The following is a 24,175-nucleotide window of genomic DNA, read 5'->3' as shown; positions in this document are numbered from 1 at the left end:
GCTACGCCCTCCGCGTGGCGACGAGCACCGTCGCGTACCGCTCCTCGCACGTGACGATCCGCGCCTCCAGGCCGCACGCGGAGACCGCCTCCACCGCCCGGTCCGCCTGGCCCTCGCTCGTCTCGGCCAGCAGGTGGCCGCCGGGCGCCAGCCACTCCGGGGCCCCGGCGGCGACCCGCCGCAGCACGTCGAGCCCGTCCGGGCCGCCGTCCAGCGTGACGAGCGGTTCGTGGTCGCGCGCCTCGGCCGGCAGCAGCCCGATCTCCCCGGTCGGCACGTACGGCACGTTGGCGACCAGGATCTCGACCCGGCCCCGCAGCCCCGGCGGCAGCGGGGCGAACAGGTCCCCCTCGTACACCCGGCCGCCGCGCGGTTCGAGGTTCCGCCGGGCGCAGGCCACCGCCGCCGGCTCGATGTCCGAGGCGTGCACCTCCGCGCCCCCGACCCGTTCGAGCAGCACCGCGCCCGCCGCTCCGGAACCGCAGCACAGATCGACGCAGAGCGCGCCGGGCGCGGCCAGCGCCACGGCCCGCTCGACCAGGAACTCGGTCCGCCGCCGGGGCACGAACACCCCCGTCTCCACGGCGATCCGCAGTCCGGCGAACCCGGCCCAGCCCACGACGTGCTCCAACGGCAGGCCCGACGCCCGCCGCTCGACCATCAGGTCCAGCTCGGCGGGCCCGCCGGCCGTCGCGAGCAGCATCGCGGCCTCCTCCTCGGCGAAGACGCAGCCGGCGGCCCGCAGACGTCCGGCGACCTCCGTGTCAGGCAAGTCGCGCCTCGATGGCCGCCACGAGTTCCGGGGCGTCCGGCTCGGTGCGCGGACGGAAGCGGGTGACCTCGCCGTCGCGGCCGATCAGGAACTTCTCGAAGTTCCACTGCACGTCACCGGCCTCGCCCTCGGAGTCCGCGACCTTCACCAGCTCCGCGTAGAGGGGGTGGCGGTCCTCGCCGTTGACGTCGGTCTTCTCCAGGAGCGGGAAGGTCACCCCGTACGTGGTCGAGCAGAAGGTCCGGATCTCCTCCGCGCTGCCCGGCTCCTGGCCCGCGAACTGGTTGCAGGGCACGCCGAGCACGGTGAGGCCGCGCTCCCCGTACTCCTTCTGCAGCCGCTCCAGGCCCGCGTACTGCGGGGTCAGGCCGCACTTGGAGGCGACGTTCACCACCAGGACCGCGCGGTCCCGGTAGTCGGCCAGGGTGACCGGCTCGCCGGTCAGGGTCTTCAGCGGGATGTCGTACAGGCTCATGGCTGCTCCTCGTCCGAATGGGGTTTGATCTCAGCATGCGCGACGAACCACTGGCAATGACGATCGGCCCCCTCGCGGAGGAAGGACCGGAAAGAGTCCGCTGCCGGCTCTGCGGACGCCCCCTGACGGGCGCGGGCTCGCGCCGCACCGGACTCGGCCCGGCCTGCGACGCCAAGCTCCACCCGCCGGGCCCGGACATCCGCGCCCGCCGCCACGAGGTCGAGCAGGACGCCCTGCCGGGCCTGGACCCGCCGGGGGCGGCCACCGGGTCCGAGTAGAGCCCCCGGGTCCTCAGAGCCTGCGGAACAGGCCCTCCTGGACCACGGACACCAGGAGCCGGCCCTCCCGGTCGTAGATCCGGCCCCGCGCGAGGCCCCGCCCGCCCGTGGCGATCGGGGACTCCTGGTCGTACAGGAACCACTCGTCCGCCCGGAACGGCCGGTGGAACCACATGGCGTGGTCGAGCGACGCCATGTCGAACCCGCGCGGACCCCACAGGGGCTCAACGGGGATCCGCACCGCGTCCAGCAGGGTCATGTCCGAGGCGTACGTCAGGGCGCAGGTGTGGATCAGCGGGTCGTCGCCCAGCGGCCCCACGGCCCGCATCCACACCGCGCTGCGCGGGTCCGCGCCCTCGACCTCCTCCCGGGTCCACCGCAGCCGGTCCACGTACCGGATGTCGAAGGGCTGCCGGCGGGCCATCCGCTCCAGGGCCTCCGGCAGCGCCCCCAGGTGGTCGCGGATCTCGTCCGCGAGGTTCGGCAGGCTCTCCGGGTCCGTCATGTGCCGCGGCGGCAGCTGGTGCTCGAACCCGGCCTCCTCCGGCAGGTGGAACGAGGCCGTCAGATTGAAGATCGTCCGCCCCTCCTGCACCGCCGTCACCCGGCGGGTCGTGAACGAGCGCCCGTCGCGCACCCGCTCCACCTGGTACACGATCGGCACCCCGGGCCGGCCCGGCCGCAGGAAGTAGGCGTGCAGCGAGTGCACCGGCCGCTCCTTCTCCACGGTGCGGCCCGCCGCCACCAGGGCCTGGCCGGCGACCTGCCCGCCGAAGACCCGCTGCAACGACTCGTGCGGGCTGAGCCCGCGGAAGATGTCGACCTCGATCCGCTCCAGGTCGAGCAGGTCGACCAGCCTCTCGGCGGGATTGGTCACCACGGAACTCCTCCTACAGCTGTCCGACGGACGTCACGCGGACGACCGCGCGGCCCTCCTCGTCGGAGGCCGCGAGATCCACCTCCGCGCCGATGCCCCAGTCATGGTCGCCGTTGGGGTCGGCGAAGGTCTGCCGGACGCGCCACAGGCCGTGCGCCGCGTCCTCCTTGATGGCGAGCAGCTTCGGGCCGCGCGCGTCCGGGCCCGTGCCGAGGTCGTCGTACTCGTCCCAGTACGCGTCCATCGCCTCGCCCCACGCGTCCGCGTCCCAGCCGGACTCCGCGTCCAGCTCGCCCAGCGCGTCCACGTTGTCCAGGGCGGCCAGCTCCACCCGGCGGAACATGGCGTTGCGCACCAGGACCCGGAAGGCGCGGGCGTTCGCCGTGACCGGCTTGACCTGGTCGGCCTTCTCCTGGGCCTCCTCGGCGGTCTGGACCTCGGGGTTCGCCAGCTGCTCCCACTCGTCGAGCAGCGAGGAGTCCACCTGGCGCACCATCTCGCCCAGCCAGGCGATCAGGTCCTCCAGGTCCTCGGTCTTCAGGTCGTCCGGGACGGTGTGGTCCAGCGCCTTGTACGCGCTCGCCAGGTACCGCAGGACGATCCCCTCGGTCCGCGCCAGCTCGTACCAGGAGGTGAACTCGGTGAAGGACATGGCGCGTTCGTACATGTCGCGGACGATCGACTTCGGCGACACCGGGTGGTCGCCCACCCACGGGTGCGACGTCCGGTAGACGCCGTACGCGTGCCAGAGCAGCTCCTCCAGCGGCTTCGGGTACGAGATCTCCTGGAGCCGCTCCATCCGCTCCTCGTACTCGACGCCGTCCGCCTTCATCCGCCCCACGGCCTCCCCGCGCGCCTTGTTCTGCATGGCGGCGAGGATCTGGCGCGGGTCGTCGAGCGTCGACTCGACGACGGACACCATGTCCAGGGCGTACGAGGGGGACTCCAGGTCGAGCAGGTCGAACGCGGCGAGGGCGAACGTGGACAGCGGCTGGTTGAGCGCGAAGTCCTGCTGGAGGTCGACGGTGAGCCGGATCGTGCGGCCCTCGGCGTCCGGCTCGTCCAGCTGCTCCACCACACCGCCGTCGAGCAGCGAGCGGTAGATCGCGATGGCCCGGCGGATGTGCCGCAGCTGCGCCTTGCGCGGCTCGTGGTTGTCCTCCAGGAGCTTGCGCATCGCCTCGAAGGCGTTGCCCGGACGGGCGATCACCGAGAGGAGCATGATGTTGGTGACCTTGAAGCGGGAGGTCAGCGGTTCCGGATCGGCGGCGATCAGCTTCTCGAACGTCGTGTCGCTCCAGGCGACGAAGCCCTCCGGGGCCTTCTTGCGGACCACCTTGCGGCGCTTCTTCGGGTCGTCGCCGGCCTTCGCGAGCGCCTTCTCGTTCTCGATGACGTGCTCGGGCGCCTGCGCGACGACCAGGCCCGCCGTGTCGAAACCGGCCCGGCCCGCCCGGCCCGCGATCTGGTGGAACTCACGGGCGCGCAGCGTGCGCACCCGGTTGCCGTCGTACTTGGTGAGGGCCGTGAAGAGCACCGTGCGGATCGGCACGTTCACACCCACGCCGAGCGTGTCCGTCCCGCAGATCACCTTCAGCAGACCGGCCTGCGCCAGCTTCTCCACGAGCCGCCGGTACTTCGGCAGCATGCCCGCGTGGTGCACGCCGATGCCGTGGCGCACGAACCGCGAGAGGTTCTGGCCGAACTTGGTGGTGAAGCGGAAGCTGCCGATCAGCTCGGCGATCCTGTCCTTCTCCTCGCGCGTGCACATGTTGATGCTCATCAGCGACTGCGCGCGCTCGACGGCCTGCGCCTGCGTGAAGTGCACGATGTAGACGGGCGCCTGCCTGGTCTCCAGGAGCTCCGTCAGGGTGTCCGTGATGGGGGTGAGCCGGTACTCGTACGAGAGCGGCACCGGCCGGGTCGCGGAGCGGACCACCGAGGTCGGCCGGCCCGTGCGCCGGGTCAGGTCCTTCTCGAACATCGACACGTCGCCGAGCGTCGCCGACATCAGGACGAACTGCGCCTGGGGGAGTTCGAGCAGCGGGATCTGCCAGGCCCAGCCGCGGTCCTGCTCGGCGTAGAAGTGGAACTCGTCCATGACGACCTGGCCGATGTCGGCGTACCTGCCGTCCCGCAGCGCGATCGAGGCGAGGACCTCCGCCGTGCAGCAGATCACCGGCGCGTCCGCGTTCACGGAGGCGTCGCCGGTCAGCATGCCGACGTTCTCGGTGCCGAAGAGCTTGCACAGGTCGAAGAACTTCTCCGACACCAGCGCCTTGATCGGCGCGGTGTAGAAGGTCACCTGGTCGTTCGCGAGCGCGGTGAAGTGCGCACCCGCCGCGACCAGCGACTTTCCCGATCCGGTGGGGGTGGACAGGATGACGTTGGCCCCGGAGACGACCTCGATCAGCGCCTCTTCCTGGGCCGGGTAGAGCGTGATGCCCCGCTCCTCGGCCCAGGAGGAGAAGGCTTCGAAGAGGGCGTCGGGGTCGGCGGTCGGCGGAAGCTGATCGATGAGGGTCACGCTCCCATCTTGCCTGGATTCCGTCCGGATCAGGGAACCGGCCGTCGTCGGCGGTGATCACCGGCGGTAGGCTCGTCCGTCGACCGGGCGTCGAACGAACGATCCGGCAGGGGAGAAACGGGGCGGGCCACTCATGATGGGACCGGCGCACTCACTGTCCGGAGCGGCGGCCTGGCTGGGGGCCGGGGCCCTCGCGGCGGCCTACGACCGCCCGATGCCCTGGCCGGTGCTCGTCGTCGGCGCGCTCATCTGCGCGGGGGCGGCCCTCGCCCCCGACCTCGACCACAAGTCCGCGACCATATCGCGCTCCTTCGGGCCCCTCTCCAAGATCCTCTGCGGGATCATCGACAAGGTGTCGTACGCCGTCTACAAGGCCACCCGTTCCAAGGCCGACCCCCGGCGGACCGGGGGACACCGGACCCTCACCCACACCTGGCTCTGGGCGGTCCTGATGGGCGTCGGGGCCTCCGCGGCGGCGGTCAGCGGCGGCCGGTGGGCGGTCCTCGCCCTCCTCTTCGTCCATACGGTCCTGGCCGTGGAGGGTCTCCTCTGGCGGGCCGCCCGGGCGTCCAGCGACGTCCTGGTCTGGCTGCTCGGCGCGGCCGGCGCCTGGATCATGGCGGACGTCCTGGAGGACCCCGGCAACGGCGCGAACTGGTTCTTCACCGGTCCCGGCCAGGAGTACCTGTGGCTCGGGCTGCCGATCGTCCTCGGCGCCCTCGTCCACGACATCGGCGACGCCCTGACGGTGTCGGGCTGTCCGGTCCTCTGGCCCATACCCGTCGGCCGCAAGTTCTGGTACCCGGTCGGCCCGCCCAAGTTCATGCGGTTCCGGGCCGGCAGCCGGGTCGAGCTGAAGGTCCTCACGCCCGCCTTCATGGTGCTCGGCGGGATCGGCGCGGTCTTCGCGCTCGGTCTGGTGTGATCCGTGCCGTACGCGCGGGGGTCGCTCCCCCCACCGGAGGGAGCGACCGTTTTTCCCCATGAGGGACAGATCGCGCCATGTCCGTTCTTCGTCCTCTGGACCGGCCGCGCCCCCTCGCGCTTCACTTCCGCCCCATGAGACCACTCAGGATCACGAGCGTGATCGGGGCGCTGCTGCTGGCCGCCGGCGCGCTGTTCACCGCCCAGCCGGCGACCGCCGGGGTGCCGGACGGCCCGACGCCCCCGGCCGAGTTCACCACCGACTGGCACGACCCGGTCACCGCCGCCCCGCCCGTCGCCGTCCCCGGGACCCCCAGCTGCGAAGTCACCCTCGCGGCGGCGCGGTTCCGTGACTTCACCCCCTACCGGGGGAGCTACGTCCCGCCGGCGGAGTGCGGCACCCGCTGGAACAAGGTCGTCCTGCGTCTCGAGGGCAGGGTGAAGGGCCGCCAGTACGACCGGCTCGGCCACGTCACCGTCGGCGGCGTCGAGATCCTCCGCACCTCCACGCCCCAGCCCTCGCCGGACGGCATCACCTGGTCGGTCGAGAAGGACGTCACCCGGTACCGCGACACCCTCAGCCGCCCGCAGCCCGTCGAGATGCTCATCGGCAACGTCGTGAACGAGACGTACACCGGCGTCCTCGACGTCCGCGTCACCCTCACCTTCCACACCGCCCGGGGCCGGGTGAAGCCCGCCGCCGACACCCCCGACCGGGTGCTCCCGCTCACCGGCCCCACCCTCACCACCCCGCGCAACACCGAACGCGTCCTCGCCGAGGTGTACGCCACCGGGTCGGGCGGGGGCTGCGAGGAGTACTGGTACCTCTCCGTCCCCGACACCGCCCCCTACTCCTGCCGGGCGGCCGGCGGACCCCACCGCGAGGTCCGCGTCTCCGTGGACGGGCGCCTCGCCGGCATCGCCGCCCCCTTCCCCACGGTCTGGACCGGCGGCTGGTCCAATCCCTTCCTCTGGTACGTCACCCCCGCCCCCCGCGCCTTCGACGTCCAGCCGGTCGTCTACGACCTGACCCCCTTCGCCGCCGTCCTCAACGACGGGCGCCCCCACCGCGTGGAGGTCGCCGTCGCCGGCGTCCCGGCCGGTCTGCCGGGCTGGTCCGCGCCCACCAACGTCCTCCTCTGGCAGGACGAGGGCAGCCGGGTCGTCACCGGCGGCCTCGACCGGCACGAGGAGAGCGATCCGGCCAACTCCTCGGTGTACACGGCCGGTACCGCCGGCTCCCTCCACCGGGTCGACACCGGGGCCGGTCACCGCCTCACCGTCGGCGGCCACCTGAACACCTCGCACGGCCGGGTCGTCACCACCGTCACCCGGACCGTCGGGCACACCTCCGCGCACCGCTGGGGCGAGGGGGAGAACCCGGACGCGTTCACCGGCCGCTGGACCGACCGGGAGACCGTGACCAGCGGCCGCACGGTCACCCGCACCGACCGCGCGTACACGATGGACGGCGAGACCACGGTCGGCGCCGGCGACCGGCTGCGGACCGTCCTCACCCTCGGGGACCGCGCCGACACCCTCGTCCTGCGCGACGGACGGCGCCTGTCCTGGTCCCGCCTGGACCACACGTACACCGGCGACGCGACGTACACCACCGGCGTGCCGCGCGAGGAGCGGCACGCCGTCGGCACCACGACCGAGCGCTACCGGCTGTACGGCTCCGGGGGCTGTCACGACCGGACCCTGACGACGGTCCAGGGCACCGTGACCCGGGACCTGCGCCGCTGCTGAACGGGGCCGTGCCCGGCCCCCCTTCCGCGCGGGGGCCGGGCACGGTGCCTCAGCGGGGCTTCGCCGAGTCCACGCCCGGACGGGCCGCGCGCCACTCGCCCCGGGTGAAGTCGGGGATCTCCTGCGGCACCCCGCCGGCCTTGATCGAGGCGTGGCTCAGCGGCACCGGGGCCGACCAGGTGGCGGCGTCGTACACGTCGAAGTCCGGCACCAGCCCCTTCTGGAGGCACTGCACCAGGCGGTAGACCATGAGGTAGTCCATTCCGCCGTGCCCGCCCGGCGGGTTGGCGTGCTCCTTCCACAGCCAGTGGTCGAACTCGGCCGCGTACGCCGAGAAGTCGCCCCACTGGTCGTCCTTGTGGTCCGGCTCCAGGTAGATCCGGGCCGGATAGTCCTCGAAGACGCCCCGGGTGCCGCCCAGGCTGTTGATCCTGCTGTACGGGTGCGGGGTGGAGACGTCGTGCTCCAGGCGGATCACCCGGCCCCTGGCCGTCTGCACCAGGCTGATCGTCCGGTCGCTCCCGACGTACGTCTCCTTCCGGCTCGGGTCGCCGGCCGGCACGTGCTCCGCGCGGTACTCGGCGAGTCCGAGCGCCGGGGTGCCGAAACTGCTGATGCGCACCGCCCGGTCGCCCCGGTTGAGGTCCATGTAGTTCGCGACCGGGCCGAAGCCGTGGTTGGGGTAGAGGTCGCCGCGCAGCCGCGTGTGCCACAGCCGGCGCCAGGGCCCCTCGTAGTACGTCGGCGAGAACATCAGGGCGCGCAGGTCGTGGTTGTACGCCCCCGCCCCGTGCAGGAGGTCGCCGAACTTCCCCGCGTGCGCCATCCGCAGGACCCGCATCTCGTTCCGGCCGTAGCAGCAGTTCTCCAGCTGCAGGCAGTGCCGACGGGTCTGCTCCGACAGGTCGACCAGCTCCCACAGCTGGTCCAGCTCCATCGCGAGCGGACACTCCACGCCCACGTGCTTGCCGTTCAGGAGCGCGGCCCGGGCGACGGCGAAGTGGCTGTCCCAGGGGGTCGCCACGTACACGAAGTCGAGGTCGGTCCGGGCGCACAGGTTCGCGTAGTCCTCCTCGCCGTTGGCGTACAGCGCGGGGGCCGGCCGTCCGGCGGCGACGACCTGGGCGGCGGCCCGCTCGGCCTTCTCGCGCACCGGGTCGCAGACGGCGACCACCCGCACCCAGGAGTGGGCGAGGAAGTGACCGATCATGGAGGCGCCCCGGTTGCCGAAGCCGACGATGCCCACCCGGACCGTGGAGCGGGCCTCGAAGGGGACCCCGGCCATGGTGGCGCCCCGCCGCCGCGGCACGGCGGTGGGGGCGGTAGGAGCGGCGTGGGCGGTTCCGGTACCGGCGGCGAGACCGAGCCCCGCTCCGGCGGCCCCCGCCGTGGTCCTGAGGACCGTACGCCGGCTCGGAGTGCGCGGTGTCTGCTCGTTCATGGAACCTCCCGGAGCTGTGTGGGCACGGCCGTTTCATGAATCCCGCACAGGACCCTGGCCCCGGCGCCCGGCGGCCCGCAAGGGTGCCGGCGGGACACGGGAGACGGATGACCGGACTGTACTGTTCCGGACCCCGGGCGGAACCGCACCGCCCCCGTGCCTCACCCGAACGTACGAAGGGCCCCTCGCCGCCCGGGGCGAGGGGCCCGCCGACCGGGGACGCGGGGCGCCCGACGGAGGGTCAGGGGCGGGTGGCGCGCTCCAGGCCGAGCAGCACCGATCCGTAGGTCCGGCCCGTCGCCCGGTCCATCCCGATCTCGCACGTCCGATTGGCCGAGAAGTGCGCGTCGAACGGCCGGGCGGTGACCTCGGCCGCCTCGCGGGCCGTCGCCGAGGCCGTCAGCTCCGGGTGCAGCATGCCCCGGTCGCCCGCGAAGGCGCAGCACCCCGCGTCGGCCGGGACCACGACCTCCTCCGCGCACGCCCGGGCCACCTCGGTCAGCTTCTCCCCGCCGCCCAGGCGCAGCGCCGAACACGTCGGATGGACCACGGCGGACCCGACCCGGCGGCGCACCCGGAGGCGGGGGAGGAGCTCGTCCGCCGCCCACACCGGCGAGTCCACCACCGTCAGCTCCGCGTGCAGCGCCCGGTTCTCCTCCGTCAGGTACGGCACCACCTCGCGCGCGATGCCGAGCGCGCACGAGGAGGCGTCCACCACGAGCGGCAGCCGCCCGCCCGCCGTCCACCCCCAGGCCGCCTCGACGATCCGGTTCGCCATCACCTCGTTGCCCCGCTCGTACCCCTTGGAGTGCCAGATCGTCGCGCAGCAGGTGCCGGCCACGTCGTCCGGGATCCACACCGGCCGCCCGGCCCGCGCCGACACCGCGACGACGGCCTCCGGGAGCGAGGGGCCGGGCTCTCCGTCCGGGTTCCCGAAGACGCGGTTCACGCAGGCCGGGTAGTAGACGGCGACCGCCGCCGGACGGTGGGCCCGGGGCAGCCGCCGCGCCGCCGCGCCCGGGATCTCCGGCAGCCACCCCGGGACGAGGTCGGGGCGGACCGCCCTGCGGGCGAGCCCCGTCACCGGGGTCAGGACCCGGTCGCCGACCCGGTCCGCGGCGGCGACTGCGAGCCGCGCCGAGGCTTCCACGAGACGGAAGTGCCGCGCGGCCAGGGCGGCGATCCGCTCCTCGCGCGGGGAGTGCCGCTCGTGCCGGAATCCCTTCATCAGCGCGCCCGTGTCGATGCCGACCGGGCAGGCCGACGCGCACAGGGAGTCCCCGGCGCAGGTGTCGACGGCGTCGTACCCGTACGCCTCCAGGAGTCGGGTCTCGACCCGCGAGCCGTCGTTCTGCCGCAGCATCTCCCGGCGCAGCACGATCCGCTGGCGCGGAGTGGTCGTCAGGTCGCGGCTGGGGCACACCGGTTCGCAGAACCCGCACTCGATGCAGGGGTCGGCGGTCCGTTCCACCGTCGGGATCGTCTTCAGGCCGCGCAGGTGGGCCTGCGGGTCGCGGTCCAGGACGATCCGGGGCGCGAGGACCCCGGCCGGGTCGATGGCCTCCTTGGTCCGCCACATCAGCTCGGTCGCCTTCGGCCCCCACTCCAGCTCCAGGAAGGGCGCGATGTTGCGGCCGGTGGCGTGCTCGGCCTTCAGCGAACCGTCGAACCGCTCCACGACGAGCGCGCAGAACTCGTCCATGAAGGCCGCGTACCGCTCGACGTCGGAGGGGTCGCCCGCGTCGAAGGCGAGCAGGAAGTGCAGGTTCCCGTGGGCGGCGTGCCCGGCCACGGCCGCGTCGAAGCCGTGCCGGGCCTGGAGGTCGAGCAGCGTGGCGCACGCCTCCGCGAGCCGGTGCGGCGGCACCGCGAAGTCCTCGGTGATCAGGGTCGTGCCCGAGGGGCGGGCACCGCCGACCGCCGCCACGAACGCCCTGCGGGCCTTCCAGTACCCGGCGATCCGCTCCGGGTCGCGGGTGAACGCGTTCTCCGCGGACGCGACGGGGGCGACCAGGTCGAGCCCGGCCAGGACCTCCTCCGCCGCCCGCTCGTACGCCTCCCGGGCCGCCGCGTCCGGCGCCCGGAACTCGACCAGGAGCGCCGCCGTCGGCCCCGGCAGCTCCGCCCAGTCCGCCGGGGCGCCCGCCACGCCCGCCGAGGCCCGCAGGGTGTTGCCGTCCATCAGCTCGACGGCGAGCGCCCCCGCCCCGTTGAACAGGGGCACGGCGGCGGCGGCGGCCGGGAGCGACGGGAAGAGGAGCAGGGCCGTGGAGACCTCGCGGTCCAGCGGCAGGGTGTCGAGGACGACCTCGGAGATGAAGCCGAAGGTGCCCTCGGAGCCGACCATGAGGCCCCGCAGGATCCCGGCGGGCGTCTCCCCGTCGAGGAAGGCGTCGAGCCGGTATCCGTTGGTGTTCTTGAGCGCGTACTTGGCCCGGATCCGCGCGGTCAGTCCGGCGTCCGCCTCGATCTCCGCCTTCAGCGCGAGCAGTTCCGCGCAGAGCTTCGGCTCGGCCCGCGCCAGCTCCTCGTCGGCGCGCGGGTCCCCGGTGTCGACCACCGTGCCGCCCGGCAGGACGACGGTGAGCGAGGCGACGGTCCGGTACGCGTCGCGGGTCGTGCCCGCCGTCATGCCCGAGGCGTTGTTGGCGACCACCCCGCCGACGGTGCAGGCGATCGCGCTGGCGGGATCGGGTCCGAGGGCGCGGCCGTACGGGGCGAGCGCCGCGTTGGTCCGCGCCACGGTGGTGCCGGGGCGGACCCGGACGCGGGCGCCGCCGTCCAGGACCTCCACCCCCGCCCAGTGGCGGCGCACGTCCACGAGGACGTCCTCGCCCTGCGCCTGCCCGTTGAGGCTGGTGCCGGCGGCCCGGAAGACCACCGCACGGCCCTTGCCGCGCGCGTACGACAGGACGGCGGAGACGTCGTCGATGTCCTCGGCGACCACGACGACCTGCGGGACGAAGCGGTAGGGGCTCGCGTCGGAGGCGTAGCGGACCAGGTCGGAGACCTTCGACAGGACCTTCCCGGGGCCGAGCAGCTCGGTCAGCTCCTCGCGCAGCCGCCGGGGCGTCCCCCCGGCCCTGAGGTCCGGTACGCGGTCCGGGGCCGGGGTCCGCTTCACGCCGGGGCGCAGGGTCCGGGGGTTCGGTTCCAGCAGCGGCATGTCGGGCTCCCCTTCGGCGCGGCGTGCCCGAGGGGTCAGCAGCCGCCCTCCGGGCCGGGGGCGACCAGGGCGGACAGCAGTCCTCCGAGGACCTCGCGCTGGTCGACGGTCAGGGGATCAAGGATGTCCTCCGCGGCCGCCCGGCGCGCGTTGCGCAGCTCTCCCAGCGTGGCGCGGCCCGCGTCGGTCAGCTCGATCCGGATCGCGCGGCGGTTGTCCGGGTCGGGCGCCCGGCGCACCCGGCCGGCCGCCTCCAGGCCGTCGACGAGGCTGGTCACCGCCCTGGGGACGACCTCCAGACGGGCCGCGAGGTCGGCCATCCGGGGCGGCTCCCCGAAGGACGCGACCGTGCGGAGGAGCCGGGACTGCGCGGGGGTGATGCCGACCGGCTCCAGGTGGCGCTTCTGGACGCGGTGCAGACGGCGGGTGAGCCGCAGCAGCTGTTCGGCGAGGAGCCCGTCGGCGTCGGTCCCGTCCGTCCTGCCCGCCCCGTCCGTGCGGCTCGCGCGGCCGGGACCGTCCGCGGGTCCGGGACCGTCCGACGGTCCGGTGTCGTTCGTACGGTCGGCGCCGCTCGTACGGTCGGGGGTGTCCATACGGGAACAATATCAGGACGCAGTTCATTGTGAGCATAGGTAACAGTGATCTAAACTCTGTTCGACAGCGAACCCCCGAAGGAGCCCATGCGCCCCCACGACCGGTCCGAATGGACCCCTCCGCCCCGTGACCCGGGGGAGCCGAAGGAGCCCGCCCAGGTGCGGCGCATCCTGCGGCTCTTCCGCCCCTACCGCGCGCGCCTCGCGCTCGTCGGCCTCCTGGTCGGCGCCGCCTCGCTCGTCTCGGTCGCCTCGCCGTTCCTGCTCAGGGAGATCCTGGACGTCGCCATCCCCCAGGGCCGCACCGGGCTGCTCAGCCTGCTCGCCCTCGGCATGATCGTCACCGCCGTCCTGACCAGCGTCTTCGGCGTGCTCCAGACCCTCATCTCGACCACCGTCGGCCAGCGCGTCATGCACGACCTGCGCACCGCCGTCTACGAGCGGCTCCAGCGCATGTCGCTGGCCTTCTTCACGCGCACCCGCACCGGCGAGGTCCAGTCCCGCATCGCCAACGACATCGGCGGCATGCAGGCGACCGTGACCTCCACGGCCACCTCCCTCGTCTCCAACCTGACCGCCGTCGTCGCGACCGTCGTCGCCATGCTCGCCCTCGACTGGCGCCTCACCCTCGTCTCCCTGCTCCTGCTGCCCGTCTTCGTCTGGATCAGCCGCCGCGTCGGCCGCGAACGGAAGAGGATCACCACCCAGCGGCAGAAGCAGATGGCCGCCATGGCCGCGACCGTCACCGAGTCCCTCTCGGTCAGCGGCATCCTGCTCGGCCGCACGATGGGCCGTGCCGACTCCCTGACCAGGACCTTCGCCGAGGAGTCCGAGCGCCTGGTCGACCTGGAGGTGCGCTCCTCCATGGCCGGGCGCTGGCGGATGTCCACCATCGGCATCGTCATGGCCGCCATGCCCGCCCTGATCTACTGGGCCGCCGGCCTGGCGGTCGGCTCGGCCGGCACCGCGATCTCCCTCGGCACGCTCGTCGCCTTCGTCTCGCTCCAGCAGGGCCTCTTCCGGCCCGCCGTCAGCCTGCTCTCCACCGGTGTGCAGATGCAGACCTCCCTCGCGCTGTTCCAGCGCATCTTCGAATACCTCGACCTGCCGGTGGACGTCACCGAACCCGCCGAGCCCGTCCGGCTGCCCGTGGTCCGCGGCGAGGTCTCCTTCGAGAAGGTCGAGTTCCGGTACGACCCCGAGGCCCCCGGCCGCGCGACCCTGGACGCCGTCGACCTGACCGTCCCCGCCGGCGGCAGCCTGGCCGTCGTCGGCCCCACCGGCTCCGGCAAGTCCACCCTCGGCCTCCTCGTGCCCCGGCTGTACGACGTCACCGACGGACGCGTCACCCTCGACGGCGTCGACGTGCGCGACCTGGACTTCGACACCCTCGCCCGCGCGATCGGCGTCGTCTCCCAGGAGACGTACCTCTTCCACGCCTCCGTCGCCGACAACCTCCGCTTCGCCAAACCGGACGCCACCGACGAGGAGATCGAGGCCGCCGCCCGCGCCGCCCACATCCACGACCACGTCGCCGCGCTCCCCGACGGCTACGACACCCTGGTCGGCGAGCGCGGCCACCGCTTCTCGGGCGGGGAGAAGCAGCGCCTCGCCATCGCCCGCACCATCCTGCGCGACCCGCCCGTGCTGATCCTCGACGAGGCCACCAGCGCCCTCGACACCCGTACCGAACACGCCGTGCAGCAGGCCGTCGACGCCCTCTCGGCCGACCGCACCACCATCACCATCGCCCACCGCCTCTCCACCGTCCGCGACGCCGACCAGATCGTCGTCCTGGAGGAGGGCCGGATCGTGGAGCGCGGGACGCACGAGGAACTGCTCGCCCGGGACGGACGGTACGCCGCCCTGGTCCGCAGGGACGCCCGTACGGCGCCGGAGGAGGGAGCACCGGCGGACGCGACGGCGGTCGCGCGCCGGAACGGGTGATCGTCCGTCCCGGGGGCCGGTGACCGCCGCGTGCCCGGGTTCCCCCGATTTTCGTACGGGCCGGGTTAGCGTGCGCCCATGACGTACCGGTCGCCGTCCCCGTACGCGCCCCCGCGCCGTCCCTCCCTTCCCCGGCCGCCCCGCCGTCCCCGTCTCACCCGGCGCGGCCGCGTGGCCCTCCTCCTCGGAGCCGTCCTCGCCGCGGCCGTCGCGGTCGCCGTGGCGCTGCTGCTCGCACGCGGCGGACCGGCCGCCGAACGGCCCCGTCCCCTGCTCGTCCCGGAGGGCTGGCGGTCGGCCCAGGTCTACACGGCCGTCGACCGGGCGCTCGGCCTCCCCCGGGGAACCGCCCGGAAGACCGCGACCGCGGCCGCGCTCCCCCTGCCCGCCGAGGCCCGGGGCAACCCCGAGGGGTACCTCTTCCCGGCGACCTACCCGGTCCTGCCCACCACCGACCCCCGGGACCTGCTGCGCTCCATGGTGGCCACGGCGGGCGGACGGTTCGGCACCGCGAAGGTCGCCGAGGGCGCGCGGGCCCACGGACTGAGCGTGTACGAGACGGTGATCGCGGCCAGCATCGTCCAGGCCGAGGCCGACAACCCGGACGACATGGCCAAGGTCGCCCGGGTCGTCCACAACCGCCTCGCCCGGGGCATGGCCCTCCAGATGGACTCGACCCTGAACTACGCGCTGGGCCGCAGCACCGTGGACACCACGTACCGGGAGACCCGGTCGGCCAGTCCGTACAACACCTACGCGCGCAAGGGCCTGCCGCCGGCCCCCATCGGCAACCCGGGGGACCAGGCCCTGGACGCGGTGATCCGCCCGGCGGACGGGGACTGGCTCTACTTCGTCACCGTGGCGCCCGGCGACACCCGCTTCACCGCCGACTACGCGTCCCACCGGGCGAACGTGGCCGAGTTCAACGCCAACCGGAGCGCGGAGAAGGGCTGAGGCGACGGGCCGCCCCGCGGGCCGTTCGCTCCGCCGGACCGGACCGGAACGGACCGGACCGAATCGAACCGAACCGGACCGGACCGAACCGGACTGGATCGAACCGAACCGGACCGAACCGGACCGGACTGGATCGAACCGGACCTGACCGGACCGGACCGCCCTGCCGAGTCCCCGGAAGGAACCGGCGCGGCTCCTCAGCCCGCCGGGGCGGCGGCCGGTTCGCGCTCCAGGAGGCGGCGGACACCGGAGACGGCCGCCCGCCCGGCCCGGTTGGCGCCGATCGTCGAGGCCGAGGGGCCGTACCCCACGAGGTGGACGCGTTCGTCCCGCACCGCGCGCGTCCCCTCCAGCCGGACGCCGCCGCCCGGTTCCCGCAGCCGCAGCGGCGCCAGGTGGTCGATCACGGGCCGGAAACCGGTCGCCCACAGGATCACGTCCACGTCGGCCGTCCGGCCGTCGTCCCAGGCCACCCCGGTCGGGGTGATCCGGTCGAACATCGGGAGCCGGTCCAGGACCCCACGCTCGCGCGCCGCCCGGACCGCGTCGTTCAGGGGCAGGCCGGTGACCGAGACGACGCTCCGCGGGGGCAGCCCGCGCCGCACCCGCTCCTCCACGAGCGCGACGGCCGCCCGCCCCTCCGCCTCCCCGAACGGGCCCTCCCGGAAGACGGGTTCGCGCCGGGTCACCCAGAACGTCTCCGCCGCGACCTCCGCGATCTCCATCAGGTGCTGGGTTCCGGAGGCCCCGCCGCCCACCACGAGCACCCGCCGCCCGGCGAACTCCCGCGGGCCCGGGTAACCGGCGGTGTGCAGCTGACGGCCCCGGAAGGTCTCCTGGCCCGGGTAGCGGGGCCAGAAGGGCCGGTCCCAGGTGCCGGTGGCGTTGATCAGGGCCCGGGTCGCGTACACGCCTTCCGAGCTCTCGACCCGGAGCCTGCCGCCTTCGCCCTCCCGGACGGCGGTGACGTCCACGGGCCGGTGGACCCGCAGGCCGAAGGTCCGCTCGTACGCGTCGAAGTAGGCGCCGATCACCTCCGAGGAGGGGCGCCCGGGGTCCGCGCCGGTCAGCTCCATCCCCGGCAGCGCGTACATCCCGTGGACCTTCCCGTACGTCAGGGACGGCCACCGGAACTGCCACGCGCCGCCCGGGCGCGGCGCGTGGTCGAGGACGACGAAGTCCCGGTCCGGCTCCAGGCCGGCGCGCCGCAGGTGGAAGGCGGCGGAGAGCCCCGCCTGCCCGGCGCCGACCACGACGACGTCCACCGCGCGGACGTCCGCCGGCGCCGCCGTCCCGCCCGTCTTTTCGGCCTCGAAAACGTTCACGCTTCTACCAACTGTGGCGAAGGCGTGGATCTTCCCGCGCCCGCCCCGGCGGGGGACCCGGGCCGGAGGGGCCGGGGCTCAGTACGTCCTCAGGAGGGGCTGGGTGCTGCAGCGGAAGGACCCGCCCAGGGAACGGGTGACGGAGAAGTCCACGTACGCGACGTGGACGCCGTGCTTCTCGATCTCCCGCCCGAGGAACGAGAACTCGGGATCGGTGACGTACGCGTCCGGTCCCAGGGGAAGGCCGTTGACGGCCAGGGAGGAGGCACGGCCGAGCTCGACGGTGATCCTCTCCCACCCCGCGAGCGCGTCGGGGACCCCGTTCGGCAGCGCCTCCTCGCAGACGACGAGAAGCCCCTCCCGCACGAACCCGAGGGCGCAGTCCAGGTGCAGGACGCGTTCGTGCAGACGCACCGTCTCGACCGTGTAGCCGTGGGGCGCCAGGAACTTGGCCAGCCACCGGACGCCCAGCGCGTTCGAGGCGAGTCCCGAGACCCCGACGAAGACCTTCCTGCCGAGGACCAGGACGTCCCCGCCCTCCAGGAACGGTCCCGGGCCGAGGGTGGGGTCGCCGGGGGCGGCGACCTCCGGCACGGGCACCGCGACGTACGCGCAGTCGGCCGGATACACGTGGTCGCGCATCACCTCCCGCAGCGGCAGCACCTCGCGGCGCCGGTGCAGGAGGCGCATGGACCCCTCGACGACCTGGTCGCCGACGGTGAAGAACGGGTCGCGGACGAAGAAGTTGGCGTAACCGTCGCCGTCGGCCGTCTTCTCCGCCGGGGTCAGCGGACGGGGCCGGAGGACCCGGACCCCGTACCGTTCGAGAACCGCGCGGAACGCCTCCCGCTCCTTCTCCCAGCGGGCCTGCCGCTCCGGGGCGAAGTCCCTCATGTCGCCCCCGGCGGAGAGGCTGTCCCGTGCCTCCGGGGGCAGGAAACGGAGACCGTCCGACGACACCGCCGACGAGGGGATCGACACCTCGCTCCGGGCCAGCACCACCGTCCGCAGCGGAGCGAACTCGCTCTCCACGTACACCTCGTCCACGGCGCTCCTCCCGGCGTCGGGCCCGGCCGGCCCGCGGGTCTCCCGTGACGGTAACGCGCGCCCCGGCGGTCCGCCCGGCGAGCCGGTCCGCCGCCCCGCAGGCCGGGGGCGCCGGTCCCGTCCGCCCCGGCCCCTCCGCCCCCGCGCGCCGGTCCCGCACAATACGGGGATGAGCGACGACGACCCGTACCTGTGGCTGGAAGAGGTCTCCGGCGACGCCGCCCTCGCGTGGGTGGCCGAGCGGAACGCCGAGACGGCGGAGGCCCTGGCCGCCGATCCGGGCTTCGCCCCGCTGAAGGAGCGCCTGCGGGAGGTCCTCGACGCCCCGGACCGCATCCCGTACGTGACCCGCCGGGGCCCGCACCTCTACAACTTCTGGCGGGACGCCGGGCACGTCCGCGGGGTGTGGCGGCGCACCACCCCGGAGGAGTACCGCAAGGACGCGCCCGCGTGGGAGGTCCTCCTCGACCTCGACGCGCTCGCCGCCGAGGAGGACGAGAAGTGGGTGTGGGGCGGGGCGGTCGTGCGCCGGCCCGACCGCGACCGGGCCCTGGTGCGCCTCTCGCGGGACGGCGGCGACGCCGTGGTGGTCCGCGAGTTCGACCTCGCCGGCCGCCGGTTCGTCCGGGACGGCTTCCACGTGCCGGAGGCGAAGACGAGCATCGGCTGGATCGACGCCGACACCGTCTTCGTCGGCACGGACACCGGACCCGGTTCGCTGACCGACTCCGGCTACCCCCGCACGGTCCGCCGGTGGCGGCGCGGCACCCCGCTGGAGGAGTCCGAGCAGGTCTTCGAGGGCGAGAGCGGGGACGTGGCGGTCTGGGGGTACCGCGACACCACGCCCGGCTTCGAGCGGGAGTTCGTCGGCCGCTCGCCGGACTTCTTCCGGAGCGAGACGTACCTCCTGGAGCCCGGCGGGACGCCCGTACGGATCGAGGTGCCCGACGACGCCTCCGTCCACGCGCACCGCCGGCACCTGGTCGTCGAGCTCAGGTCCGAGTGGCTCGGCCGTCCCGCCGGCTCCCTCCTCGCGTTCGGCTTCGACGCCTTCCTGGCGGGCGACCGCGCCCACGAGGTCCTGTTCGCCCCCGACGCGCGGACCGCCCTCGCCGGATGCTCCTGGACCCGCCACCACCTGATCCTGCGGACGATGCGCGACGTCAGCACCCGCGTCGAGGTCCTCACCCCGGCCGCCGAAGGCCCCTGGAAGCGCGCGCCCCTCGCCGGCGTCCCGCCGTTCTCCGAGGCCGACGTCGTCGGCACGGATCCGGACGTCTCCGACGAGTACTTCCTCGACGTGTCCGGCTTCCTCCAGCCCCCCACCCTCCACCGGGGGGACGTCGGCGGCGACACGGAGGTCCTCAAGCAGGCCCCGGACCGCTTCGACACGACCGGCCTGACGGTCGGGCAGCACTTCGCGACCTCCCCGGACGGCACCCGCGTGCCGTACTTCACCGTCGGCCCCGACCACGCCGTCACCGGGCCCGGCCCCACCCTGCTCCACGGCTACGGCGGCTTCGAAATCTCCCTCACCCCCTCCTACGGCGCGGTACGGGGCCGGGCCTGGCTGGAGCGCGGCGGGACGTACGTCGTCGCCAACATCCGGGGCGGCGGCGAGTACGGCCCGGACTGGCACCGGGCCGCGCTGCGGGACGCGCGACCGCGCGCCTTCGAGGACTTCGCGGCCGTCGCCCGGGACCTCGTCGCCCGGGGCGTCACCACCCCCGCCATGCTGGGCGCGACGGGCGGCAGCAACGGCGGCCTGCTCATGGGCGCGATGCTCACCCGGTACCCGGAGCTGTTCGGCGCGATCGTCGCCCAGGTGCCGCTCCTCGACATGACCCGCTTCCACAAGCTCCTCGCGGGCGCGTCCTGGATCGCCGAGTACGGCGACCCGGACGACGGGGCCGACCTGCCGCACCTGCGCGACCTCTCCCCGTACCACCGGATCGAGGCGGACCGGACCTACCCGCCCGTCCTCCTGACGACCTCGACCCGCGACGACCGCGTCCACCCCGGCCACGCCCGCAAGACGGCCGCGCGGCTCCGGGAGCTGGGTCACCCCGTCCTGTTCCACGAGAACACCGGCGGAGGCCACGCGGGCGCCGGGGACAACGAACAGGCCGCCCACAACAGCGCCCTCGTCCACACCTTCCTGTGGCGGCACCTCGCCCGAGCAGAGGCCACCGGGGTCACAGCCACCCCGCGCGCTGCGCCTGGAGCGCCATCTGGAAGCGGCTCCCGGCACCGAGCCGGGCCATCAGGACCTGGATCCGGCGGAAGAGCGTACGGCGGCTGACCCCGATCTCCCGGGCGATGGCGTCGTCGCTCGCCCCGGCCGCGAGCAGCCGCAACAGCCTGCGGTCGGCGGGCGCCAGCCCGGCCGGCCGCACCGAACGGCCGTGCAGGGGCAGCGCGCTCCGCCACGCCTGCTCGAAGAGCGCCACGAGCGCCGAGAGCAGGCCGCAGGGCTGCACGACGAGCATGCTGTTGTGGACGTCGGCCTCCTTGATGGAGAGCGAGACCAGCGCGTACGAATCGTCGATGATCACCAGCTTCACCGGCACCGAGGGCAGCACCCGCGCCTGCTCGCCCGCCTCCACGCACGGCTCGATCGACTCCTCCAGCTGCCCCGGGTACTCCAGGGACGCCCGCGAGTAGACGACGCGCTGCGTCACCCCGCGCGCCAGGGTCGCCAGGGCGTCGTCGGTGGCGCCCGGCAGCGGGAAGTACGGCGGCGAGTCCAGCTGCCGGATCTGCTCGCGCGCCCCGGCCCAGGCGTGCCGCATGCGGAGGCCGACCGCCTCGCCGGTCACCACCTCGACCAGACCGTCGTGGTACGCGGTCAGCCGCTGCCGCCGGAAGGACTCGAACGCTCCGCCGACCGTGATCCGGGACTCGTCCAGTTCGGCCGTCCGGTGCCGCCCCAGGATCTCCAGCCCCGCCGCCGGCGGCACGGGCGCCACCGGCTCCCCGTCGTCCCCGCCGGGGCTCGCGAGCCCCGCGTCGGCCAGTTCGCCGTAGGCCGCCGCCAGCTCGGCGCCCTCCAGACCGGCCGCCGCGCCGATCGCGGACAGCGGCGCGGGACCGAGCTCCAGGAGGTGCGGATAGATCCGCCGGGCCCGTTCACCGATCCCCAGGAGCCGCAGGGCCTCACCGAGCTTCGCGTTCGCCATGGACCGCATTATCGGCCCCCGCGCCGGCCCGGACGGCCGATCCGTGCCAGTGGCACTCCCCGGCCACCGGCGGGCACCGGACGCAGTACCGTCCGGGAACCGCCGACGACCGACGACCGACGACCGACGACCGACGACCGGCGGCCGGGGGACGACGTCCCACAGGAAACGGAAGAAACGGAAGAGGGTGCGGGACATGGCGAAGGGCCGCAAGAACGGTCTCTACGAAGGCGTCTCCGAGGAGCTTTCCGCCCTGATGAGGACGGGATGGGCGGACACGGAACAGCACGGCCTCGAACCCGACGAGCAGGCCCCGTACGCGGCCCGCCGCCGTGCCGCGCTCTCCGCCCGCTTCCCCGGCGAGCGCCTGGTGATCCCCTCGGGGAACCTCAAGACCCGCTCCAACGACGACACCTACCCGTTCCGCCCGTACTCGGGCTACGTGCACATGACCGGCGACCGGGCCCGCGACAGCGCCCTCGTCCTCGAACCCCGCGCGGACGGCGGCCACGACGCCCACTGCTACCAGCTGCCCCGCGACAGCCGGAAGGACGACGAGTTCTGGACCGGCTACACGGCCGAGCTGTGGACGGGGCGGCGCCGGTCCCTCGCGGAGGCCGAGGCCGTCCTCGGCCTGCCCTGCCGCGACGTCCGCACCGCCGCCGGGGACCTGGCCGCCGGCTCCGGTGCGCCGACCCGGATCGTCCGGGGGATCGACCCGGCCCTCGAAGCCGCCGTCACCACCGACGAGGAGCGCGACGGGGAACTGGAGGAGGCGCTGAGCGAACTCCGGCTCGTGAAGGACGCCTGGGAGATCGGGGAGATGCGCAAGGCGGTCGACTCCACCGTGCGCGGCTTCACCGACTGCGTCGGGGAGCTCTCGCGGGCGGTCGCCTCGTCCGAGCGCTGGATCGAGGGCACCTTCTTCCGCCGGGCCCGCCTGGAGGGCAACTCCGTCGGCTACGGCTCGATCTGCGCCGCGGGCGAACACGCCACGATCATGCACTGGACGGAGAACGACGGACCGGTGCGGCCCGGGGACCTGCTCCTCCTCGACGCGGGCGTGGAGACCCGTTCCCTCTACACCGCCGACGTGACCCGCACCCTTCCGGTGAGCGGGACCTTCACCCCCGTCCAGCGCCGGGTGTACGAAGCCGTGTACGAGGCCCAGGAGGCCGGGATGGCGGCGGTGCGGCCGGGTGCCCCGTACCGCGCCTTCCACGAGGCGGCGCAGCGCCACCTGGCGGCCCGCCTGGTGGAGTGGGGGTTCGTCGAGGGCCCGGCGGACCGCGCGTACGCCCTCGGTCTCCAGCGCCGCTTCACCATGGCCGGGACCGGCCACATGCTCGGCCTGGACGTCCACGACTGCGCGGCCGCGCGCACCGGGGAGTACGTCGACGGCGTCCTCGTCCCGGGCATGGTCCTGACCGTCGAGCCGGGCCTGTACTTCCAGCCCGACGACCTGACCGTGCCCGAGGAGTGGCGCGGCATCGGCGTGCGGATCGAGGACGACCTGCTCGTCACCGACGACGGCCACGAGAACCTGTCGGCGGGGCTGCCGCGCTCCCCGGACGAGGTCGAGGCGTGGATGGCGAGGGTGGGGGGCTGACCGCACCGCCGCCCGCGCGCCCGCACCGCCCCCCGCGCGGGCGGCCACCGTGCCCCCGGCGGGAGGGCGGCGCGGTACGACGCGCGGCGGCCGGCCACTGGACGGGCCCCGCGTCATGCGGTTGGGTGAGGGCACGCCTATTCAACTAGTTGCCCATGGAGCCGCCCCGTGCACCCGTTCCGCACCGCCGTGGAGAACCGCGACTCCGCGGCCGTCGAGGCCCTGCTCGCCGAGGACGTCGTCTTCACCAGCCCGGTCGTCTTCCGGCCCTACTCCGGCAGGGCCGTCACCGCCACGATCCTGCGCGCGGCCCTCCGCGTCTTCTCCGACTTCCGCTACGTCCGCGAGATCGGGAGCGCGGACGGCCGCGACCACGCCTTCGTCTTCACCGCGAAGGTCGGGGACAAGGAGATCCAGGGCTGCGACTTCCTCCACTTCGACGAGGAGGGGAGGATCGACGAGTTCACCGTCATGGTCCGCCCCCTCTCCGCCGCCCAGGCGCTCTCCGCCGCCATGGGCGCCCAGTTCGACCGCATCCGGGAGGAGGCCGCCGCGACCCCCGCGGAGGGCGGACGGTGAGCACGCCCGGCTCCGGGGCCGTCGCCGCCCCGGGGCCCGCGCCCGGCGGGGCGGCCGAAAACCCGTGGTGGACGCGGGCCCGCCGGGCGAGGATGGCGGGATGACCCAGCGCGCGCGCCCCGTGGAAGCACTGATCGTCGTGGACGTGCAGTCGGCGTTCGTCACCGGGGACGGGGCCGTGCCCGCGGCGGCACGCCTCGTCGACCGCACGGCGGACCTGATCGCCCGGGCCCGCAGGAGCGGGGCGCTCGTCGTCCACCTCCAGAACGACGGGCCGCCCGGAGCGGAGGATGAACCCCACACCCCCGGCTGGGAGTTGCACCACCCCGTGGAGCCGGGCCCCGCGGAGCTGGTGATCCGCAAGTCCCACGACGACGGCTTCCGGGACACACCGCTGGGCGGTGTGCTCGCCGAAGCGGGGGTGCGGGCGGTCGCCGTCTGCGGCGTGATGTCGGAGATGTGCGTCCAGGCGACGGCCCGCACGGCCCTGGAGCGCGGTCACCGGGTCGTCGTGCCGCACGACGCCCACGCCACCCAGGACGTCCCGGCCGTGCCGGGCGTCAGCGGGGTGATCCCGGCCGCGACGGCCTCGCGGGTGGCCGCGTACGCCCTCGGGAGCGACGCGGAGGTCACCGTACCGGCCGCCGAGGTCGCCTTCACGGCCCCCGGAAGGGGCTGAGTCCGGCCCCGGCCCCGGCGCCGGCCCTGTGCCTGTTCGCCCGGCCGC

19 protein-coding genes are annotated in these 24,175 nt (G+C 74.1%); 9 read left to right on the top strand and 10 right to left on the bottom strand.

Annotated elements, in window-relative coordinates; translation table 11 throughout:
• Window position 1: 1 nt before the first annotated feature.
• Complete coding sequence (locus tag ACZ6AQ_RS24885; protein ID WP_468762436.1) at window positions 2-772, bottom strand: putative protein N(5)-glutamine methyltransferase; 771 nt, start codon at window positions 770-772, stop codon at window positions 2-4.
• The gene (locus ACZ6AQ_RS24880; protein ID WP_388692104.1) at window positions 765-1,247 is read right to left on the bottom strand and encodes a glutathione peroxidase; all 483 of its coding nucleotides are present in this window, start codon (window positions 1,245-1,247) and stop codon (window positions 765-767) included. Before ACZ6AQ_RS24880 ends, ACZ6AQ_RS24885 begins: the two co-directional genes overlap by 8 nt.
• 35 nt (window positions 1,248-1,282) lie before the next feature.
• On the opposite strand from ACZ6AQ_RS24880, the gene ACZ6AQ_RS24875 reads away from it, so the two are divergent.
• Window positions 1,283-1,525, top strand: coding sequence for a DUF6011 domain-containing protein (locus ACZ6AQ_RS24875; protein ID WP_388692101.1), 243 nt, complete (start codon window positions 1,283-1,285; stop codon window positions 1,523-1,525).
• Window positions 1,526-1,538: 13 nt separating this feature from the next.
• On the opposite strand, the gene ACZ6AQ_RS24870 is transcribed toward ACZ6AQ_RS24875, so the two are convergent.
• Both ACZ6AQ_RS24870 and ACZ6AQ_RS24865 read right to left on the bottom strand, forming a co-directional pair.
• Window positions 1,539-2,402: an acyl-CoA thioesterase gene (locus tag ACZ6AQ_RS24870; protein ID WP_468762434.1), complete on the bottom strand. Its 864-nt coding sequence runs from the start codon at window positions 2,400-2,402 to the stop codon at window positions 1,539-1,541.
• Window positions 2,403-2,415: 13 nt separating this feature from the next.
• Entirely contained in the window at window positions 2,416-4,929 is a 2,514-nt protein-coding gene (locus ACZ6AQ_RS24865; RefSeq protein WP_468762432.1) for a DEAD/DEAH box helicase, read from the bottom strand.
• 133 nt (window positions 4,930-5,062) lie between these two features.
• On the opposite strand from ACZ6AQ_RS24865, the gene ACZ6AQ_RS24860 reads away from it, so the two are divergent.
• Both ACZ6AQ_RS24860 and ACZ6AQ_RS24855 read left to right on the top strand, forming a co-directional pair.
• The gene (locus ACZ6AQ_RS24860) at window positions 5,063-5,854 is read left to right on the top strand and encodes a metal-dependent hydrolase (protein ID WP_468762430.1); all 792 of its coding nucleotides are present in this window, start codon (window positions 5,063-5,065) and stop codon (window positions 5,852-5,854) included.
• Window positions 5,855-5,988: 134 nt separating this feature from the next.
• Window positions 5,989-7,605 (top strand): peptide-N4-asparagine amidase, encoded by a 1,617-nt coding sequence (locus ACZ6AQ_RS24855; protein WP_468762428.1) that lies wholly within the window; start codon window positions 5,989-5,991, stop codon window positions 7,603-7,605.
• Window positions 7,606-7,654: 49 nt separating this feature from the next.
• On the opposite strand, the gene ACZ6AQ_RS24850 is transcribed toward ACZ6AQ_RS24855, so the two are convergent.
• The 3 genes from ACZ6AQ_RS24850 to ACZ6AQ_RS24840 all read right to left on the bottom strand — a co-directional run bounded on the left by ACZ6AQ_RS24850 (window position 7,655) and on the right by ACZ6AQ_RS24840 (window position 12,808).
• Entirely contained in the window at window positions 7,655-9,046 is a 1,392-nt protein-coding gene (locus tag ACZ6AQ_RS24850; protein WP_468762426.1) for a Gfo/Idh/MocA family protein, read from the bottom strand.
• Between the two features lie 241 nt (window positions 9,047-9,287).
• On the bottom strand, window positions 9,288-12,212 hold the full coding sequence (locus ACZ6AQ_RS24845; RefSeq protein WP_468762424.1) for an FAD-binding and (Fe-S)-binding domain-containing protein: 2,925 nt from the start codon (window positions 12,210-12,212) through the stop codon (window positions 9,288-9,290).
• Window positions 12,213-12,247: 35 nt separating this feature from the next.
• Entirely contained in the window at window positions 12,248-12,808 is a 561-nt protein-coding gene (locus ACZ6AQ_RS24840) for a MarR family winged helix-turn-helix transcriptional regulator (RefSeq protein ID WP_468762422.1), read from the bottom strand.
• Window positions 12,809-12,895: 87 nt separating this feature from the next.
• Here ACZ6AQ_RS24840 and ACZ6AQ_RS24835 point away from each other — a divergent pair, with 87 nt between their 5' ends.
• Both ACZ6AQ_RS24835 and mltG read left to right on the top strand, forming a co-directional pair.
• Complete coding sequence (locus ACZ6AQ_RS24835; RefSeq protein ID WP_468762420.1) at window positions 12,896-14,755, top strand: ABC transporter ATP-binding protein; 1,860 nt, start codon at window positions 12,896-12,898, stop codon at window positions 14,753-14,755.
• A 78-nt stretch (window positions 14,756-14,833) separates the two neighbouring features.
• Window positions 14,834-15,709 (top strand): endolytic transglycosylase MltG, encoded by an 876-nt coding sequence (mltG, locus tag ACZ6AQ_RS24830; protein WP_468762418.1) that lies wholly within the window; start codon window positions 14,834-14,836, stop codon window positions 15,707-15,709.
• A 197-nt stretch (window positions 15,710-15,906) separates the two neighbouring features.
• Here the strand turns inward: mltG and ACZ6AQ_RS24825 are convergent, their stop codons facing one another.
• Window positions 15,907-17,034, bottom strand: a complete 1,128-nt coding sequence (locus ACZ6AQ_RS24825) for an NAD(P)-binding domain-containing protein (protein ID WP_468762416.1) — start codon at window positions 17,032-17,034, stop codon at window positions 15,907-15,909.
• Between the two features lie 78 nt (window positions 17,035-17,112).
• The gene (locus ACZ6AQ_RS24820; RefSeq protein WP_468762414.1) at window positions 17,113-18,081 is read right to left on the bottom strand and encodes a dimethylarginine dimethylaminohydrolase family protein; all 969 of its coding nucleotides are present in this window, start codon (window positions 18,079-18,081) and stop codon (window positions 17,113-17,115) included.
• Window positions 18,082-18,250: 169 nt separating this feature from the next.
• Between ACZ6AQ_RS24820 and ACZ6AQ_RS24815 the strand changes: the two genes are divergently transcribed.
• The gene (locus ACZ6AQ_RS24815) at window positions 18,251-20,383 is read left to right on the top strand and encodes a prolyl oligopeptidase family serine peptidase (RefSeq protein ID WP_468762412.1); all 2,133 of its coding nucleotides are present in this window, start codon (window positions 18,251-18,253) and stop codon (window positions 20,381-20,383) included.
• Here ACZ6AQ_RS24815 and ACZ6AQ_RS24810 read toward each other — a convergent pair.
• On the bottom strand, window positions 20,277-21,260 hold the full coding sequence (locus ACZ6AQ_RS24810; protein WP_468762410.1) for a LuxR family transcriptional regulator: 984 nt from the start codon (window positions 21,258-21,260) through the stop codon (window positions 20,277-20,279). The genes ACZ6AQ_RS24815 and ACZ6AQ_RS24810 overlap by 107 nt on opposite strands.
• Window positions 21,261-21,456: 196 nt before the next feature.
• Between ACZ6AQ_RS24810 and ACZ6AQ_RS24805 the strand changes: the two genes are divergently transcribed.
• From ACZ6AQ_RS24805 to ACZ6AQ_RS24795, 3 genes are all read left to right on the top strand, one after another.
• Window positions 21,457-22,869: an aminopeptidase P family protein gene (locus ACZ6AQ_RS24805; protein ID WP_468762408.1), complete on the top strand. Its 1,413-nt coding sequence runs from the start codon at window positions 21,457-21,459 to the stop codon at window positions 22,867-22,869.
• A gap of 168 nt (window positions 22,870-23,037) precedes the next feature.
• Window positions 23,038-23,448, top strand: coding sequence for a nuclear transport factor 2 family protein (locus ACZ6AQ_RS24800; protein ID WP_468762406.1), 411 nt, complete (start codon window positions 23,038-23,040; stop codon window positions 23,446-23,448).
• 100 nt (window positions 23,449-23,548) lie between these two features.
• Window positions 23,549-24,127, top strand: a complete 579-nt coding sequence (locus ACZ6AQ_RS24795) for an isochorismatase family protein (RefSeq protein WP_468762404.1) — start codon at window positions 23,549-23,551, stop codon at window positions 24,125-24,127.
• The last annotated feature ends 48 nt before the right edge of the window (window positions 24,128-24,175 follow it).

The organism is Streptomyces sp. NPDC041191, from assembly GCF_055591945.1.
The sequence above is the reverse complement of the archived record's forward strand: the minus strand, read 5'-3'. Positions and strand labels throughout refer to the sequence as shown.

Excerpts from the sequence above, each read along its gene's own strand:
- ACZ6AQ_RS24880 (WP_388692104.1), bottom strand. The coding sequence starts at position 1,247 with ATGAGCCTGTACGACATCCCGCTGAAGACCCTGACCGGCGAGCCGGTC.
- ACZ6AQ_RS24875 (WP_388692101.1), top strand. The coding sequence starts at position 1,283 with ATGCGCGACGAACCACTGGCAATGACGATCGGCCCCCTCGCGGAGGAA.
- ACZ6AQ_RS24860 (WP_468762430.1), top strand. The coding sequence starts at position 5,063 with ATGATGGGACCGGCGCACTCACTGTCCGGAGCGGCGGCCTGGCTGGGG.
- ACZ6AQ_RS24855 (WP_468762428.1), top strand. The coding sequence starts at position 5,989 with ATGAGACCACTCAGGATCACGAGCGTGATCGGGGCGCTGCTGCTGGCC.
- ACZ6AQ_RS24850 (WP_468762426.1), bottom strand. The coding sequence starts at position 9,046 with ATGAACGAGCAGACACCGCGCACTCCGAGCCGGCGTACGGTCCTCAGG.
- ACZ6AQ_RS24845 (WP_468762424.1), bottom strand. The coding sequence starts at position 12,212 with ATGCCGCTGCTGGAACCGAACCCCCGGACCCTGCGCCCCGGCGTGAAG.
- ACZ6AQ_RS24840 (WP_468762422.1), bottom strand. The coding sequence starts at position 12,808 with ATGGACACCCCCGACCGTACGAGCGGCGCCGACCGTACGAACGACACC.
- ACZ6AQ_RS24835 (WP_468762420.1), top strand. The coding sequence starts at position 12,896 with ATGCGCCCCCACGACCGGTCCGAATGGACCCCTCCGCCCCGTGACCCG.
- mltG (WP_468762418.1), top strand. The coding sequence starts at position 14,834 with ATGACGTACCGGTCGCCGTCCCCGTACGCGCCCCCGCGCCGTCCCTCC.
- ACZ6AQ_RS24815 (WP_468762412.1), top strand. The coding sequence starts at position 18,251 with ATGAGCGACGACGACCCGTACCTGTGGCTGGAAGAGGTCTCCGGCGAC.
- ACZ6AQ_RS24810 (WP_468762410.1), bottom strand. The coding sequence starts at position 21,260 with ATGGCGAACGCGAAGCTCGGTGAGGCCCTGCGGCTCCTGGGGATCGGT.
- ACZ6AQ_RS24805 (WP_468762408.1), top strand. The coding sequence starts at position 21,457 with ATGGCGAAGGGCCGCAAGAACGGTCTCTACGAAGGCGTCTCCGAGGAG.
- ACZ6AQ_RS24795 (WP_468762404.1), top strand. The coding sequence starts at position 23,549 with ATGACCCAGCGCGCGCGCCCCGTGGAAGCACTGATCGTCGTGGACGTG.